18 protein-coding genes are annotated in these 16,436 nt (G+C 63.3%); 7 read left to right on the forward strand and 11 right to left on the reverse strand.

The window, feature by feature from the left end; translation table 11 throughout:
- The first annotated feature begins 4 nt into the window (after window positions 1–4).
- Window positions 5–754 carry an electron transfer flavoprotein subunit beta/FixA family protein gene (locus SCLO_RS17815; RefSeq protein ID WP_066514664.1) on the forward strand — a complete coding sequence of 250 codons (750 nt, stop codon included), beginning with the start codon at window positions 5–7 and terminating at the stop codon, window positions 752–754.
- Entirely contained in the window at window positions 751–1,680 is a 930-nt protein-coding gene (locus SCLO_RS17820; RefSeq protein ID WP_066514666.1) for an electron transfer flavoprotein subunit alpha/FixB family protein, read from the forward strand. The genes SCLO_RS17815 and SCLO_RS17820 overlap by 4 nt, the downstream gene beginning before the upstream one ends.
- 60 nt (window positions 1,681–1,740) lie before the next feature.
- Here the strand turns inward: SCLO_RS17820 and SCLO_RS17825 are convergent, their stop codons facing one another.
- From SCLO_RS17825 to uvrA, 3 genes are all read right to left on the reverse strand, one after another.
- Entirely contained in the window at window positions 1,741–2,124 is a 384-nt protein-coding gene (locus tag SCLO_RS17825) for a glycine zipper 2TM domain-containing protein (RefSeq protein WP_066514671.1), read from the reverse strand.
- A gap of 60 nt (window positions 2,125–2,184) precedes the next feature.
- Window positions 2,185–2,385 (reverse strand): hypothetical protein, encoded by a 201-nt coding sequence (locus SCLO_RS17830; RefSeq protein WP_066514673.1) that lies wholly within the window; start codon window positions 2,383–2,385, stop codon window positions 2,185–2,187.
- Window positions 2,386–2,509: 124 nt separating this feature from the next.
- Window positions 2,510–5,425, reverse strand: a complete 2,916-nt coding sequence (gene uvrA / locus SCLO_RS17835) for an excinuclease ABC subunit UvrA (RefSeq protein ID WP_066514674.1) — start codon at window positions 5,423–5,425, stop codon at window positions 2,510–2,512.
- A gap of 135 nt (window positions 5,426–5,560) precedes the next feature.
- On the opposite strand from uvrA, the gene SCLO_RS17840 reads away from it, so the two are divergent.
- Window positions 5,561–6,133, forward strand: a complete 573-nt coding sequence (locus SCLO_RS17840) for a septal ring lytic transglycosylase RlpA family protein (RefSeq protein WP_066514675.1) — start codon at window positions 5,561–5,563, stop codon at window positions 6,131–6,133.
- Between the two features lie 638 nt (window positions 6,134–6,771).
- Window positions 6,772–7,116: a UrcA family protein gene (locus tag SCLO_RS17845; RefSeq protein ID WP_066514678.1), complete on the forward strand. Its 345-nt coding sequence runs from the start codon at window positions 6,772–6,774 to the stop codon at window positions 7,114–7,116.
- Between the two features lie 59 nt (window positions 7,117–7,175).
- Here the strand turns inward: SCLO_RS17845 and SCLO_RS17850 are convergent, their stop codons facing one another.
- A complete protein-coding gene (locus SCLO_RS17850; RefSeq protein WP_066514680.1) occupies window positions 7,176–7,922 on the reverse strand; it encodes a LytR/AlgR family response regulator transcription factor in 747 nt (248 codons plus the stop codon).
- Window positions 7,923–7,927: 5 nt separating this feature from the next.
- Window positions 7,928–9,037 carry a sensor histidine kinase gene (locus SCLO_RS17855; RefSeq protein WP_066514683.1) on the reverse strand — a complete coding sequence of 370 codons (1,110 nt, stop codon included), beginning with the start codon at window positions 9,035–9,037 and terminating at the stop codon, window positions 7,928–7,930.
- A gap of 156 nt (window positions 9,038–9,193) precedes the next feature.
- Between SCLO_RS17855 and SCLO_RS17860 the strand changes: the two genes are divergently transcribed.
- The 3 genes from SCLO_RS17860 (at window position 9,194) to SCLO_RS17870 (ending at window position 10,503) form a co-directional block, all read left to right on the forward strand.
- Entirely contained in the window at window positions 9,194–9,406 is a 213-nt protein-coding gene (locus SCLO_RS17860; RefSeq protein ID WP_066514693.1) for a hypothetical protein, read from the forward strand.
- Window positions 9,407–9,498: 92 nt separating this feature from the next.
- On the forward strand, window positions 9,499–9,750 hold the full coding sequence (locus tag SCLO_RS17865) for a hypothetical protein (protein ID WP_066514695.1): 252 nt from the start codon (window positions 9,499–9,501) through the stop codon (window positions 9,748–9,750).
- A gap of 204 nt (window positions 9,751–9,954) precedes the next feature.
- Window positions 9,955–10,503 (forward strand): hypothetical protein, encoded by a 549-nt coding sequence (locus SCLO_RS17870; protein WP_066514698.1) that lies wholly within the window; start codon window positions 9,955–9,957, stop codon window positions 10,501–10,503.
- Between the two features lie 206 nt (window positions 10,504–10,709).
- Here the strand turns inward: SCLO_RS17870 and trmB are convergent, their stop codons facing one another.
- The 6 genes from trmB to SCLO_RS17900 form a co-directional block, all read right to left on the reverse strand.
- Window positions 10,710–11,435 (reverse strand): tRNA (guanosine(46)-N7)-methyltransferase TrmB, encoded by a 726-nt coding sequence (trmB, locus tag SCLO_RS17875; protein ID WP_066514702.1) that lies wholly within the window; start codon window positions 11,433–11,435, stop codon window positions 10,710–10,712.
- A 377-nt stretch (window positions 11,436–11,812) separates the two neighbouring features.
- Window positions 11,813–12,313: a hypothetical protein gene (locus tag SCLO_RS17880; RefSeq protein WP_231923275.1), complete on the reverse strand. Its 501-nt coding sequence runs from the start codon at window positions 12,311–12,313 to the stop codon at window positions 11,813–11,815.
- 18 nt (window positions 12,314–12,331) lie between these two features.
- Window positions 12,332–13,540, reverse strand: a complete 1,209-nt coding sequence (metK, locus tag SCLO_RS17885) for a methionine adenosyltransferase (protein ID WP_066514704.1) — start codon at window positions 13,538–13,540, stop codon at window positions 12,332–12,334.
- A gap of 58 nt (window positions 13,541–13,598) precedes the next feature.
- A complete protein-coding gene (gene lnt / locus SCLO_RS17890) occupies window positions 13,599–15,161 on the reverse strand; it encodes an apolipoprotein N-acyltransferase (RefSeq protein ID WP_066514770.1) in 1,563 nt (520 codons plus the stop codon).
- Window positions 15,162–15,169: 8 nt separating this feature from the next.
- Window positions 15,170–15,805 carry a YqaA family protein gene (locus tag SCLO_RS17895; protein ID WP_066514705.1) on the reverse strand — a complete coding sequence of 212 codons (636 nt, stop codon included), beginning with the start codon at window positions 15,803–15,805 and terminating at the stop codon, window positions 15,170–15,172.
- 11 nt (window positions 15,806–15,816) lie between these two features.
- Window positions 15,817–16,368, reverse strand: a complete 552-nt coding sequence (locus tag SCLO_RS17900; protein ID WP_407695311.1) for a GNAT family N-acetyltransferase — start codon at window positions 16,366–16,368, stop codon at window positions 15,817–15,819.
- Window positions 16,369–16,436: the final 68 nt, after the last annotated feature.

The raw sequence follows: 16,436 nt of genomic DNA on the forward strand, positions 1-16,436 counted from the left end.
TGCAATGAAGATCCTTGTGCCCGTGAAGCGGGTGATCGATTATAATGTGAAGCCCCGCGTGAAGGCGGATGGGACGGGGGTTGACCTGGCGAACGTCAAGATGTCGATGAACCCGTTCGACGAGATTGCGGTCGAAGAGGCGATCCGTCTGAAGGAAAAGGGGGTCGCGACCGAAGTCGTGGCGGTTTCCATCGGCGTTGCAAAGGCGCAGGAGACGCTGCGCACGGCGCTGGCGATGGGGGCTGACCGGGCGATCCTGATCGAGGCCGAGGGCGATGTGGAGCCGCTGGGCGTGGCGAAGCTGCTGGCGAAGGTTCAGGAAGAGGAAGGCGCTGGCCTCATCATCCTGGGCAAGCAGGCGATCGACGACGATAGCAACCAGACGGGCCAGATGCTGGCCGCGCTCCTGAATCTGCCGCAGGGCACCTTCGCGAGCAAGGTGGAGGTCGAGGGAGACAAGGTGAACGTCACCCGCGAGGTCGATGGCGGCCTGGAGACCGTGAAGCTCAACGTGCCCGCGATCATCACGACGGACCTGCGTTTGAACGAACCGCGTTATGCCTCCCTGCCCAACATCATGAAGGCGAAGAGCAAGCCGCTGGCGACGAAGACGCCCGCCGATTACGGCGTGGACGTGTCGCCGCGTTTGGAGACGCTCGCCGTCAACGAACCGCCCAAGCGCTCGGCCGGGATCAAGGTGGCCGATGTCGATGAACTGGTGGCGAAACTGAAAGCTCTGGGAGTTGCCGCATGAAGACGCTTGTCTGGGTTGAACATGAAGGCGGTGCGGTCAAGGACGCGACGCTTTCGGCCGTCACCGCCGCCGCGAAACTGGGCGAGGTGCATCTGCTGGTCGCGGGGCAGGGCGTCGATGGCGTCGCCGCCGACGCCGCGAAGATCGCGGGCGTGGGCAAGGTGCATGTCGCCGACGATGCCGCCTTCGGCCATGCGCTGCCGGAGAATGTGGCGCCGCTGATCGTGGAACTGATGGGCCATCATGACGCCTTCGTCGCGCCCGCCACGTCCAACGGCAAGAACATCGCGCCGCGTGTCGCCGCGCTGCTCGACGTGATGCAGGTCAGCGACATCCTCTCCGTGGAGAGCGAAGACACGTTCACGCGCCCCATCTATGCGGGCAACGCCATCGCGACGGTCAAGAGCAAGGACGCGAAGAAGGTCATCACCGTGCGCGGCACCGCGTTCGAGAAGGCGGAACGGACGGGCGGCAGCGGAACCGTGGAAGCGGTGTCCTCGACCGGGGACAAGGGGCTGTCGAGCTTCGTGGGCGCGGAGATCGCGAAGTCCGAGCGTCCCGAACTCACCAGTGCGAAGGTGATCGTGTCGGGCGGCCGGGCGCTCAAGGATGGCGAGACGTTCGAGGCGACCATCTTCCCGCTGGCCGACAAGCTGGGCGCGGCGGTGGGCGCGAGCCGGGCTGCGGTGGACGCGGGTTATGTGCCCAACGACTATCAGGTCGGCCAGACCGGCAAGATCGTCGCTCCCGAAGTCTATGTCGCGATCGGGATTTCCGGCGCGATCCAGCACCTCGCCGGCATGAAGGACTCCAAGACGATCATCGCCATCAACAAGGATGAGGACGCTCCCATCTTCCAGGTGGCCGACATCGGCCTCGTCGGCGACCTCTTCAAAATCGTACCGGAACTCACGGAAAAGCTCTGAGATTTCGGGCCAGATAGAAAAAAGGGGCGCGGTCCGCCGGACCGTGCCCCTTTTTCCTGCTTATTCGCAGCGGATGTCGTTGCGGTCTATTGCGCGGCCCGCCAATGCGCCGCCAGCTCCGCCCAGAATCGTGCCGAGCGTTTTGGAGCCGCCCGGAGCAATCACATTGCCCAGCACGCCGCCTGCGATGGCACCGACGATGGTGCCGGTGGTGCCATCGTCGCGCTTGCAATAATAGCGGCCATCCCGATCACGATAGATGGTGTCATTGTCACCCAAATGACGCCGCTGATGGCGTGGACCATCCCGCCGGTCGCCGCGATGGTGGGGACGATCGTAGCCGCCGGGCCGGTCATAACCGTAACGGCCGCCATAACCATCGGAAGCGCATGCGCCTAATGGCAGCATGGCGATCAGGGCAACGGCGAGAATGGGGGTTCGCATATATCATCCTCCTTATGAGCCCTTCACCAACCCTTTGAAACGCAGAAAGTTGCGTGGCCGTTAGGATGGAAGAGGCCCGGAAGCAGCGGAAGAAGAGCCAGGTTCGGAATGAAGGGTCTCTTCGCTGGCCCGTTGCGCCTTGGCCTTCGTTTCATTGTAGCGGGCGGCGAGATCGTTCCGGAATGCCGTCAGCTTGCCTTCGTCATAAAGCTTTTTGCCGACATAGCCGGCAATGGCGCCAAAGATGAGGGTGCGGATCATGGGAAAATTCCTCGGTCTATGGAAACGGTAAGCCGCACAACGGACCGCCCCGCACTACAGTTCCGAACAAGGGAGATCGGTACGGCCAGCAGAAGAGGGGAGGCGGCGGACTGCCCGCCTAGCCTTACTCCGCGGCTACCGCCTCCATCCCCAGTAACGGCGCCAGATAGCGCCCGGTGAAGCTGCGGGCGTTCTTCGCCACCTTTTCCGGCGTGCCTTCGGCCACCACTTCGCCGCCCTTGACGCCCCCTTCCGGGCCCATGTCGATAATCCAGTCGGCGGTCTTGATGACGTCCAGATTATGTTCGATCACGACCACGCTATTGCCTTGCTCCACCAAGGCGTGAAGGACTTCAAGCAGCTTGCGGACATCCTCGAAATGCAGGCCTGTGGTGGGCTCGTCCAATATGTAGAGCGTGTTGCCGGTCGCCCGGCGGGACAGTTCCTTGGCGAGCTTGACGCGCTGGGCTTCGCCGCCCGACAGGGTCGTCGCCTGCTGGCCGACCTTGACATAGCCAAGGCCCACTTCCGCCAGCATCGCCATCTTGTCGCGGATCGGAGGGACGGCCTTGAAGAATTCCACCGCATCCTCGACCGTCATGTCGAGCACGTCGGCGATGGACTTTCCCTTGAACTTCACCTCCAGCGTCTCGCGATTGTAGCGCGCGCCATGGCAGACGTCGCAGGTGACATAGACGTCGGGGAGGAAGTGCATCTCGATCTTGAGCACGCCATCGCCCTGACAGGCTTCGCAGCGCCCGCCCTTGACGTTGAAGGAGAAGCGGCCGGGTTTGTAGCCGCGCGCCTGCGCCTCGGGGAGACCGGCGAACCAGTCGCGGATGTTGGTGAAGGCGCCGGTATAGGTCGCCGGGTTGGAGCGCGGGGTGCGGCCGATGGGCGACTGGTCGATGTCGATCACCTTGTCGCAATTTTCGAGGCCCGTCACCTTGTCATGCGCGCCCGCCACGATGCGCGCGCCGTTGAGCGCGCGGGCGGATGCGGCGTAGAGCGTGTCGATCGTGAAGCTGGACTTGCCCGATCCCGACACGCCGGTGATGCAGGTGAAGGTGCCGAGCGGGATCGACGCCGTGACGCCGCGCAGATTGTTGGCGCGGGCATTGTGGACGGTGAGCTTCTTGCCTGTGCCCTTGCGGCGTTTCGCGGGCACATCGATGCGGCGGGTGCCGTTGAGATAATCCGCGGTCAGGCTGTCCTTGTGGGCGAGAAGCTGGTTGAGGCTGCCTTGTGCGACAATGCTCCCGCCATGGACGCCTGCACCCGGACCCATGTCGACGATATAGTCCGCGGCGCGGATCGCATCTTCGTCATGCTCCACGACGATGACGGTGTTGCCCAGGTCGCGCAGGCGCTTGAGCGTGATGAGCAGGCGGTCATTGTCGCGCTGGTGCAGGCCGATGCTGGGTTCGTCGAGGACGTAGAGCACCCCTGAAAGACCGCTGCCGATCTGGCTGGCAAGGCGGATGCGCTGGGACTCGCCGCCCGACAACGTGCCGCTGGTACGGTCGAGATTGAGATAATCGAGGCCGACATTGTTGAGGAAACCGAGGCGCTCGACGATCTCCTTGAGTATCGCCTTGGCGATCTGGTTCTGCTGATCGTTGAGCTTTTCTGGGAGAGTCGAGAAGAAAGCGAGCGCGTCCACCACGGAGCGTCGGGTTGAAAGCGATATGTCCTCGCCCGCGATCTTGACCGCGAGCGCTTCGGGCTTGAGGCGTGCGCCATCGCACGTCTCGCAGGGCATGGCTGTCTGATATTTGCTGAGTTCCTCGCGCATCCATGCGGATTCGGTCTGGAGCAGGCGGCGGTTGAGGTTGCCGATCACGCCTTCGAAGGGCTTTCGGACTTCATAGCTTTTCTTGCCGTCCTGGAAGCGAAGGGTGACAGGCTTGCCCCCGGTGCCGTGGAGGATGATGAGTTTCACCTCGCCGGGCAAATCCTGCCAGGGCGTGTCGAGGGAGAAGCCGAATTCCTTCGCCAGGCTGCCGAGCACCTGCATGTAATAGGGGCTGGGCGGATTGGATTTGGCCCAGGGAACGACCGCCCCTTTCTTCAGGGAAAGGGCTTCATTGGGGACGACCAGTTCGGGGTCGAATTCCTGCCGTTCGCCCAAGCCGTCGCAAGCGGGGCAGGCGCCCTGCGGCGCGTTGAAGGAGAAGAGGCGGGGTTCGATTTCGGGGATCGTGAAGCCGCTCACCGGACAGGCGAATTTTTCGGAGAAGACGATGCGGTTGGCGGGAATCCCGCTGTTCTTCATCTTGCCGGAGGACTGGGTTTCGTCCTCGCGACCGGGGACGATGCCGTCCGCCAGATCGACATAGGCTAGGCCATCCGCCAGTTTCAGCGCGGTTTCGAAGCTGTCGGCGAGGCGCGTGGACATGTCGGGCGCGACGGCGAGGCGGTCGACCACGACTTCGATGTCATGCTTGTATTTCTTGTCGAGGGCAGGCGCTTCCTCGATCGCGTAGAGTTCGCCGTCGATGCGGACGCGGGTAAAGCCGGCCTTCTGCCATTCCGCCAGTTCCTTGCGATATTCGCCCTTGCGGCCGCGCACGACCGGGGCGAGCAGGTAGAAGCGCGTGCCTTCAGGCAACTGCATCACGCGGTCGACCATCTGGCTCACCGTCTGCGCGGCGATGGGCAGGCCGGTCGCGGGCGAATAGGGAATGCCGACACGCGCCCAGAGCAGGCGCATATAGTCGTAGATTTCCGTGACCGTCGCGACCGTCGAGCGCGGATTGCGGCTGGTTGTCTTCTGTTCGATGGAGATGGCGGGGGAGAGACCCTCTATATGCTCCACATCGGGCTTCTGCATCATCTCCAGGAACTGCCGAGCATAGGCGGAGAGCGATTCCACATAGCGCCGCTGACCCTCGGCATAGATGGTGTCGAAGGCGAGGGAGGACTTGCCTGAACCCGACAGGCCGGTAATGACCACCAGCGCGTCGCGGGGCAGGTCGACATCCACGCCCTTGAGGTTGTGCTCGCGCGCGCCGCGCACGGAAATATGCGTGAGACTCATGGGGGCCGCTTGTTCCAGATTTGTTCTGTTCGGGCAAGTGCGTGTTTCGCATTCGTACGCTTAGATAGGATCGTCGTTGCGAAAGGAAAAGGCGTGGGGTTCCATACTGCGTCACTCCGCATTAGGGTTCGCGCCATGAGCGGTGGAAAGGCGAAGGGGGTACGAGGTGGCGTGCTGGCGGCGACGGTGCTGCTGGCGGCCTGTGGCGGGGGCGTGAAATATCGACCGGTGAGCGACGTGCCGGTGAAGATCGGAAAGCCGTACAGCGTGCGTGGCGTGACCTATGTGCCGGCGGCCGATCCGACCTACGACTATCTGGGTTATGCGAGCTGGTACGGGAGCGAATCGGGTAATCAGACGGCCAATGGCGAACGATTCCGGCCCAAGGCGGTGACCGCTGCGCACACCACTCTGCCGCTGCCGAGCTATGTCGAGGTGACTTCGCTCGATACGGGGCGCACGATCTTGGTGCGGATAAATGACCGTGGGCCATTTTCCGGAAGAGGCAGGATTATTGACCTTTCCAAAGGGGCGGCGCAGCAACTGGGTATGCATCTTAAAGGCGTGGCTCCGGTACGGGTCCGCATAGCCAACCCATCGGAAAAAGACCGGAAAAGGCTGCGCGAAGGCCAGGAGGCGGCGGAAAGACCGCGTGTTCCGGAATCCGTGCTGGCGAAATGGCGGGCCCAATTGGCTGCGGAAAAATAGGTAAATATAGCTGTCATTATTTCCAAAATGAGACGGAAATCGCATTGACGTTACGGAAACGTAGCTATATTGATGCCCACCGCCAGATGTCGCTTGTGGCCGCAGGAAGGTCGTTTGTCCCGTGGGGATGCTGCCCGGCCGAAATTGACGACGGATCGTCGAACAGCGCCTGATATATGGCGTTTCTCGATTATCATTGGCAAATCGAAGAGGGTTTCCCTCTGTTCAGAGACGGTTAACGCGCAAGCGTGTCGTCTATTGAGTGACAGTTTCAAATCCTGGAGTGCCCGACAGCATCCTGGATACGCCCCCGGCCTTCCCTTGCGCCGGGGGCGTTTTCTATTCGCACAAGTCATTTCGATTCGCGGTTTCCGCTACGGAAACGTCGCTTGTCGATACGGGCATGTCGTTCGTCATGCCTTTGGTCGGGCCTTATGGGCTCTTTGTCGACACGGCCGCTGTTGGACGATGCAGCGCGCAGTCCACCGAACGCCGCGGGTATCGCTTCGGGCCTCTCGATAAAAGGGAAGGGTAACGGCGGCGAGCCTTCCTAATTCGGCCCTGCCTCCGTTTTCATACCGGATTTCTCCTCTTTCCCCGAGGAGGTCCGGCAAGACAATAGTTGAGGAGACCTTGCCATGTTCGCCCCATTCAAGACCCTTTCCATCGCCGTCTTTGCTGCTGCTTCCATCATCGCCACCAGCGCGAGCGCGGAAACATTCATTTCCAATGGCCGCACCTTCGAGGTTCGCTTTGGCGATCTGGATCTGTCACAGGCATCGGATCAGAAGGAATTGCAGGATCGTATAGGCCGGGCGGCCAGTCGCGTGTGCAGCAGTCCGAACCTGACGGAAGCCAATCGTTGCCGCAGCAATGCCATCGCGCATGTGAAGGCGCCCATCGCCGCTGCCATCGCTCGGGCGGAAAGCAAGGCGCGCTATGCCGAGGCGGGGCGAGATCCCGCCGCGGCCCTCGCCAACTGAGCGGCGCTTTGCCAGGACAAAGGCCCGGCATGACCGGGCCTTTCCCATGATGGCGGAAATCAGCGCCCCGCCATCGCCCGTACATTGGCCAGGAAGGTACGGCCGATGCGGATTTCCTCGCCATCGGCCAGGCAGGCGAACCAGACGCCGCTGCCGTCATGGCGCAAACGGACGATATGATCGCGCCGGACGATGTGCGAGCGATGGAGCCGAACGAAATGCTGCGGGTCGAGCCGTTCCTCCAGCGAACTGATCGTCTGGTGCAGCAGATAGCTGTGCGCCCCGACATGCAGCCGCATATAGTCGCGCTCCGCCTCGATCCGGTCGATCTGCCCGGTGGCGATGCGGATGAGTTCGGACCGATGCGGCACCCAGAATTCCTCTGCCCATTCGGGTTCCGGTTCGGCCAGCAGGGCGGGTTCGGCCAGCGCGCGGCTTTGCAGAGCCAGTTCGACGCGGTCGATGGCGCGGGCCAGCCGCTCATGCGCGACCGGCTTCAGCAGATAATCCACGGCGGCGAGGTCGAACGCCTCGACCGCGAAACCCTCGAAGGCGGTGACGAAAATCACCGCGGGACGCAGTCCCATGCGCCCGACCGCCCGCGCTACGCCGATCCCGTCGAGCAGCGGCATGGCGATGTCCAGCATAACCAGATCGGGTTGCAGTCCCTCGATCATGCGGAGCGCGGCTTCCCCGTCATTGGCCGTGCCCGCAAGCGTGATGCGCGGTTCGCGGGCGCAAAGCATCTGGAGGCGCTCAACGGCCAAAGGTTCGTCGTCGACGATCATGGTACGGATGGATGTCATGTGGTTCAGCAGCCCTTTCGGATCAGCGGAAGGACGAGTTCGACGGCAAAGCCGCCCTCTGCGCGGGGACCATAGACGATGCGGCCCTGATCGCCAAAGCGCGCCGCCAGCCTGTCCCGCACGTTGGCGAGCCCGATGCCGTTGCCGCCGTCCGATGGGCGGGGCGGCTGGTCGCCATTGTCGGTGACGCTGATGTGCAGCATATCGTCTTCCTCGCGCGCCGCGATGGCGATGGTGACGGGCGCGCCGGTGCGCGACACGCCATATTTGATCGCATTCTCCACCAGCGGCTGGAGGATCAGGCCGGGGACGCAGGCGCTGAGCAGGTTTTCGGGAATGTCCATGCGCGTGACGAGGCGGTCGGGAAAACGCACCGCTTCGATGTCGAGATAGAGCTTCTGGAGGTGGACTTCCTCCTCCAGCGGCACGTCCTCCAGCGGATCGCCGGTCAGGCTGGTCCGGTAGAAGTTGGAGAGGGAAAGGATCATCTGTTCCGCTTCGTCCCGCCTGTCCTTCATGACGAGGGAGGAGAGGGAGTTGAGCGTGTTGAACAGGAAATGCGGGTTCACCTGATAGCGAAGCGACCGCAACTCGGCCTGTTGCGCGGCGCGTTCGAGGCGGGCGGCGCGACGTTCGACGCGATGGGCTTCGCTGGCATAGGAAAGGGCGAGATAGAGCCCCGCCCATGCCGCGAGGAAGAAATAGCGGCTGATCGCATCTTCGGCGATCGACATGAGCGCATAGCCGGGCTTCGCATATTTCTCCGGTTCGGAATCGGGGAACATGCCCGCCGGATCATAGACGTTGAAGATGTAGAAATTGGCCGCCGCCATCGCGAGCGCGAAAGGGGCCGCGAGCGAGAAGGCCGCGACGATGCGGACGCTGAGCGGTTTATGATCGAACCGGCGCAGCGCCAGATAGAGGACCCAGGTGGCGACGACACCGATCACCGTCACCACCATGCGGCGTAGCGCCAGCTCGTCCTGTGCCTCGAATCCCATGACGGCGGCGCGAAGCGTGACCAGAAGCGCGTAGAAAAACCAGAAGCCAAGGATGGAATAGAGAGCGATGGCGGGCGACACGCCGCGTTCGCCATCTTCGGGAAGGAACGTCATGGGCACAGTCTACGCCAAAGGAGACCTCCTGTCGCGCATCCACCGCGTAGCTGGTCGAACGGCGCTGACCGTTGGTCGAAGCGCGGAACCGGGGCGCGCGTGCAGCCGTTTTCTCCCTGAAGATGGCGGGCGTTCCGGCATCGCAAGGAGAGTTCCATGTCTGACAAGACTGACATTCGCCCCAATAGTCGGGAAGAGGCGCATGACAAGCGTCCCACCGACGCACAGGATCACCCCGTCACGACGGAAGAGAAACTGGACGAGGGCCTCAAGGATTCCATGGATGCATCCGATCCGCCCGCCGCCACCATGCCGGGCGACGATGGCGAGCCAAAGCCGTCCTCGGGATTTAAGGAGCGTGACCGATAGCTCCCTGAACGCAAACATGCTAACGATAGGAAGACGGCGGCTTTCCAAGGCGAAAAATCCCATCAGGCCGCCGCTTTGAAGGAGAGCCGTTTATGCCGACATCAGCCACGCCCGCCATTGAACGTATTGCTCGTGTTCTTGCCGGACGCCAGTTGAGCCTGAATGGCGTGGGGAGCGAGCCGCATGCGGCGAACGCCGTGGATGAAACGTGGCCTCATCATGTCGACGATGCCTATGCCATACTCCATACGTTGCGCGAACCGGATGCCCAAATGGCACAGGCGGGCGATGTGGCCGTATGGCGCAACATGATCGGCGCGGTGCTGGAGCGACGCACGGATTGACCTTGCGGCATTTCATTTTCAAGCTCGTCAATCGGCCGATTGCGCCATGGCGACCGCCCTTCCTTACTTATTTTCGAAAATTGATGTTGCGCTGCAAAAGGAAATCTGATTCCTTATGAATGTCGGTGGAACAGGCGCTTAAGCCTTCAGTAACCATAGGGCGCGCATGTTCTGCATGACGACTGGAAGTCGGAGGGCAAGAGCATGGGCACGAGTGCAAGACCTGCGGACGGCGCGGTCACCCTGGCGGAATTGCGCGAATTTGCGAGTTTCACCAGCGCGACGCAGCGTTATATCAGACGATCCCTGGACATAGGGCTGCATCGTCGCGATGCGATGAAGCTGTGGTCGCGCGACATGGTGGAGGAAGCATCCATTCGCGCGCAGGCGCGCATCTATGGCCGACTGGATGAGATCAAGGCGCGAGTGCCCGACGACAGCGGACTCGACCAGGTGGAACCGTTCATGGCGCCGCTGGTAATTGTGTCGGCCTTCGATCTGGGACAGGATCGGCTGGGGACATTTTCGGCCTATCGTTTCCTCTATGAGCGGCTGTTGGGAGCGGGAGCGCGGCCATGGTTGCCCGGCGCTTTCTGCGCGGCTGCGAGCCTGCCGCATTTGCATCCCGACAAGCGGCGCGCGCTGCTCCAGTCGATCAGCGAGGCGGCGGCAACGGCGATCGGCTGGTCCAATCGGGAGCCGACCTTCTATCCCGAATGGGTCGACAAGGTGGACCTGAGCAAGGCGAACTGATCCGGTCATACCAGTCAGAAGCTGGTAGTACCCTCCGCTGCGCGGCTTCCTGCAAAGTCTGTGTCGATACCGATGGCAAGCGTCATGGTGCTGTGCGGCTGACCGCCCGCCTTCCACCTGTGCATCTGATCCCACGTCAGGACGGACTTTTCATCGACTTGTCGCGTCGACATAGAGGAGTCACTCCGACGGGGAGAATGCCGCGCCTATAAGTCGGAAGACATCTCAGGCTTTGTATCCGTCCGCCGATATCGCATATACCAGACTTCATGGCCCTGGCGCCGGGCCTTCGCCTCATAGCGGGTTTCGGGCCAGCCGCCGGGGCGAGCGAGGAAGTCCCGCGGCTCCTTCGCCAGCCATTCGAAAGCGGGATGACCGTTCATCACCATCAGCGCCCAGCGCAGATAGACCGGATGGTCGGTGCCGAAGCGGAACTCGCCTCCCGGTTTCAGCTTACGGGCTATCAGTTCGACAGGTCCCTTGTTCATCATGCGTCGCTTGGCATGACGTGCCTTGGGCCAGGGATCGGGATGTAGCAAATAGACGAAGCTGAGCGCTCCATCGGGTATGCGCTTCAGCACGGACAGGGCGTCGCCCATGTGGAGACGGATATTCGGCAGACCCTTGTCGCGTATATGGCCGAGGGCGCCGACGACTCCGTTCAGGAAAGGCTCGCACCCGATGAAGCCGTGATCCGGCAGCATGTCGGCGCGATACGCCATATGCTCTCCCGCGCCGAAGCCGATTTCGAAGTGGAGCGGGCGATCATGGCCGAACAGACCTTCCGCAGTGATTTCCCCTTCTTCGGGAACGGAAAGAATGGGGAGGAGGCGATCCACCAGTTCCTGTTGGCCCGCGCGGAGCTTGTGGCCGGACTGCCGCCCGTAGAGGCGGTTGAGGGTCGTGGGGTCACCGGATTTATGCGCGGTCATGGCGGGCCGATAGCGGGCGGCGAAGCCGGTAGCAAGCGGGAGAAGGACAATCCTTGCCTCCCGCCATCAGGATGCGTGACCTGATGGGAGGAGGCGGGAGGCAAGGTTCTTAAAACCGCTGACCCGAAGGCCGTGCGGTATCATTGTTCCATTCCAATGTCCCGGAAGCCGTCGGCGCGCAGGAGGGGAGCGTCGCGACGGCCTCCATGGGCCGACAGGAACGACAGCGGACATTCGTGACAGTCCATGTCCGCCGGAGCCGGGTGCCGGGTCCGACAGGGGTGCGGACCCGACGCCCTGCTTATGACGCTGCCAGACTGCGGAAGCTAATGAACTTTTGGTCATTTTGCGGCAGGGTTGGGACTGTCGCCAGCAGGTTAGCGGCAGGGCTTGCCTTCATATTCCCGGCGGTGAAACCTATAGCGACCGCCATCCCAGCGCAGCACCGGAAAGCAGAAGCCGGGACCGCCCACGGCGATATCGGGCCATCCGGCCACGCCCTTGGTCTTGAGGATATCGGGTATGCCGACATCCTGAGCCATCAATTTCCACTGACCGTCAGCTTGCTGGCTGAGCAGCCAGAAGGCCTGCCCGGTATTGCCGTAGCAGAAGAGGCTCGATTCGGAGACAATGGCCTCCGGGCGTCCATCGCCATTAAGGTCGCGGCGTTCCTCTACGACAGCGGGAGAGGGCGGATCGCCGGACTTATCGCATCCGCTGGTCCAGATGCCGCCCTTTTGCGTGAAACCGGCCGCGCGGAAGATCGCGGCATCATACGCCTGGCCGGGAGAAGCAAGAGAAGGGGAGGGGACGGAAGCGGTGATGGCCGCTCCCAATGCCATCATGACGATGGCGTTGCGGCTCTGCTTCTGTCCCATATGTCCTCCTTCATGGCATCAGGCGATGGCGGCCTTCAGCTTTTCGACCAGATCGGTGCGTTCCCAGGGGAAGAAATCGCCTTCGGGCTTGCGGCCGAAATGGCCATAGGCCGCGGTCGGGCGATAGATCGGCTTGTTGAGGCCCAGATGCGTGCGGATGCCGCGCGGTGTCAGGCCGCCCAGTTCCCCGATCGACCTGATCGCGTCTTCGATGCGCGCGTCGTCGACCGATCCGGTGCCGTGGGTGTCGACATAGAGCGACAGCGGCTCCGACACGCCGATGGCATAGGCGAGCTGGATGGTGCAACGCTTGGCCAGGCCCGCCGCGACGATGTTCTTGGCGAGGTAGCGGGTGATATAGGCGGCCGAGCGATCCACCTTGGTCGGGTCCTTGCCGCTGAACGCGCCGCCGCCATGGGGCGACGCGCCGCCATAGGTGTCGACGATGATCTTGCGGCCGGTGAGGCCAGCGTCGCCGTCCGGCCCGCCGATCTCGAAGCTGCCGGTCGGGTTGATGTGATAGACCGTCTCGTCGGAGAGCAGGTTCGCGGGCAGGATTTCCGCGACGATGCCCTTCACATAATTCTTCAGTTCCGCTTCCTTCTCGCCCTGGTCGTAGCCCGGTGCGTGCTGGGTCGACACGACGATGGCGGTGGCGGCGGCGGGCTTGCCGTTCTCGAAGCGGAGCGTCACCTGGCTCTTGGCGTCGGGCTCCAGGAAGGGCGCCTTGCCGCTGTGACGGTCGGCAGCCATTTTCGCGAGGATCTTGTGGCTATAGTCCAGCGTGGCGGGCATGAGGTCGGGCGTTTCGTCGCAGGCGAAACCGAACATGATGCCTTGGTCGCCCGCGCCTTCATCCTTATTGCCGGACGCGTCGACGCCCTGCGCGATATGCGCCGACTGGGCGTGGAGATTATTCTCGAAGCGGAGATTTTCCCAGTGGAAACCGTCCTGTTCGTAACCGATGCGCTTCACCGTGTCGCGGACGGCTTTCTCGATCTCTTCCTGCGCGCCGGGGGCCCACTGGTCGTTCTCATAGACGCCCTTGCAGCGGATTTCCCCCGCCAGCACGACAAGCTGCGTGGTGGTCAGTGTTTCGCAGGCGATGCGGGCTTCGGGGTCCTTGGACAGGAACAGATCGACGATGGCGTCAGAAATCTGGTCCGCGACCTTGTCGGGATGGCCTTCGGACACGGACTCCGAGGTGAAGAGATAATTGCTACGCATGGGACTCCCGTTAGCACGCTGACTGAGCAGGGGACATAAAGAAAAGTTTATGTGGCTATTAGCGGCTCGATCTGCGCGTGGCAATGGCTAGCCCGGCAAGGATCAAGAGGAAGGAGAATGGCAGCCAGTTGCCAAGCCGCGCGAACGGCGTCGGCGGCAGGGCGGCAGGAAGCCCCGTATCGAGGAAACCGGCGCGATGTGGGCCGAGTTTGTGCAGCACATGGCCGCGCGCATCGATGACCGCCGAAATGCCGGTCGGCGTGGAGCGGATGATGGGCAACCCTTCCTCCATGGCGCGCAGGCGCGCCTGCGCGAGGTGCTGGACCGGTCCCCAACTGCCGAACCAGGCGTCGTTGGACGGGTTGAAGAGGAAGGCGGGACGGTTGGCTTTGTCGATCACCTGCCCTGAAAAGATGATCTCATAGCAGATCTGGACGCCCATCTTCATTTCCGGACGGCCGGTCGCGGCGGGGAGCGTCAGGCTCTGCGGGCCGGGGCCGGGCCAGAAGTCGGCGTCTCCGGGAACGAGGCGCGAGAGGCCGAGCGGCTGGAGGATCGAGCGCATCGGCAGATATTCGCCATAGGGGACAAGATGCGCCTTGTCGTAGCGGGCGGGCAGGCGGGCGTCGGGCGTGACGATCCAGACGCTGTTGTTCGCGCCTGCAAGGACGGTTTCGCTATAGCCGCCCCCATGCGCCTGTCTCGCGACCTGTTTGTAATAGACCTTGTTCGCGCCCGTCAGCAGCAGATCGCCGCGACCAAGCAGGGCGGCGAGACGATCGCGCCATGCCGGTTCCATGTCGAGATAGGCGGGGATGGCGGCTTCGGGCCAGAAGAGCAGGCGCGGGGCCGGGCGCGGCGTGCCGGAGAGGGCGGCGAGGGTGCGGAAATGCGCCTGTTCGAGTTCGGCGGAATATTTCTCGTCCTGGCCGATATTGGGCTGGACCACGCGGATGCGCGGTGCGCCTGTGGGCGTGGCGGGTGCTTGCGACAGGAGGCCCCAGAATGCGAGGGCCAGCAGCGGGGCGGCGATGGCGGCGGCAGGCTGCCACCGGCGGCGGGAAGCGAGGACCAATGCGCCCGCCGCCAGTATCGCCAGCGCGCCGAGGCCATAGGTGCCGATGATCGTGGAGGCGATGGCGACGCCGGTCGGCAGCCAGATGACCCCTAGCGGATTCCATGCGAAGCCGGTGAAGGCGACCGCGCGGAGATATTCGGACGCCAGCCAGCAAGCAGCGAGGAAGAGGAGAAAGGGCAGCGGCTTGCCGGGAGCGAAGCGGCGGCCGAGGCACCATGCGCTGAGTGTCGCGAGTCCCGGATAGACCGCCAGATAGAGCGAGAGCAGGACCACCGCGCCATAGCCGAACCAGTGCGGCATCGCGTCCTGATAGGTGAAGGCGTGGGCGATCCAGTTGAGGCCCAATGTGAAATGGCCGAGGCCGAAGAGCCAGCCGCGCGTGAAGGCGGCTTTGCGGTCGGGCGCGCGCTCGATGAGCAGGATCAGCAGGGCGAGGCAGGCGAGCGTGACGGGCCAGAGCCTCAACGGCTCGAAACCCGTGGCCGACAGGAATCCGGCAAGCAGGGCGGCGAGCTTCGGGCGGCGGTCGAGGACTGCCGGCATCGGGGCGGTCAGCGGACCGTCGCCATGGTGGCGTGGGTGCATTTGTCGCTCTTTTCGCCGCCGCCGGTCAGCATGGAGGCGGCGATGAAACCGCCGACCAGCAGCACCAGGAACAGGCCGGAGAGGAGGGCGAGATATTTCTCGATGAAGGCCTTGATGGGGCGGCCGAACTTCCAGAAGAGGAAGCCCACCAGCATGAACTGGAAGGCGCGGCTGAGGATGCTTGCCCAGAGGAAGGTGAAGAGCGGCAGCCCGATGAAGCCCGCCGTGATGGTGATGAGCTTGAAGGGGATGGGCGTCGCCCCCTTGATCAGGATGATCTCCGCCCCATAGTCGCGCAGGTAGCAGGCGGCGACGGGGAATTTGGCGGTGAGGCCCAGGGCGGCGAGGATCTGGTGGCCGACCGTCTCATAGACGAAATGGCCGATGGCGTAGCCCAGCAGGCCGCCCAGCACCGAGGCGATGGTGCAGATGAGGCCGAAGCGGATCGCGCGTTCCGGGCGGGCGAGGCACATGAGGCCGAGCAGGGGATGCGGGGGAATCGGGAAGAAGCTCGATTCCATGAACGAGATGGCGAAGAGCCAGCGTTCGGCGTGGGCGTGGGCCGCCTTGGCGAGGGTCCATTGGTAGAGCCGGGTAAGCATCGGGGGCGGGCCTAGCCGAGATCAGGGCGGATCGCCAGCGGTTTCGCCAGCACGGCCATGCGATAAGGCGGGTCGAGCGGAATAGGAAATGGCCGCTTTTCGCCCGTAGGAAAATAGCCCCGCCGATCATACCAGGCGATGAGTTCGTGGCGGCTGTCGATCACCGTCATTTCCATGACCTTCGCGCCGAAGAGGCGGGCGGCATGATCCTCCGCCGCGGCGAGGAGCCGGCGGCCCAGGCCCGCCGCCTGACGCCGGGGTTCGATGCAGAAGAGGCCGAGATAGGAAAGGCCGCCGCCTTGATCGGCGATGTTGACGCAGCCGATGGGAATGCCCGCGCCGTCAAGCGCCACGAGGAGGCGTTGGGCGGGATCGCGGACGATGGCGGCGAGGCTTTCCATGTCGGTGCGCGGGTCGGCGAGGAGGTCGGCTTCGTGCGTCCAGCCCGTGCGCGCGCTGTCGCCCCTGTAGGCGCGTTCGATGAGCGGATGGAGCGCGGGGAGATCGGAGGCCATGGCGGGGCGGACGTGCATGGAGAGCCTGTTGGAGAACCAATATGTCATTGTAAAGAACAAGCGGACAATCGGTTTTGGCTGTATCTGGAATGGGCGAATCGGGGGATTGGCCTGGC

The organism is Sphingobium cloacae (assembly GCF_002355855.1).
In the GTDB taxonomy this organism is placed as follows: Bacteria; Pseudomonadota; Alphaproteobacteria; order Sphingomonadales; family Sphingomonadaceae; genus Sphingobium; species Sphingobium cloacae.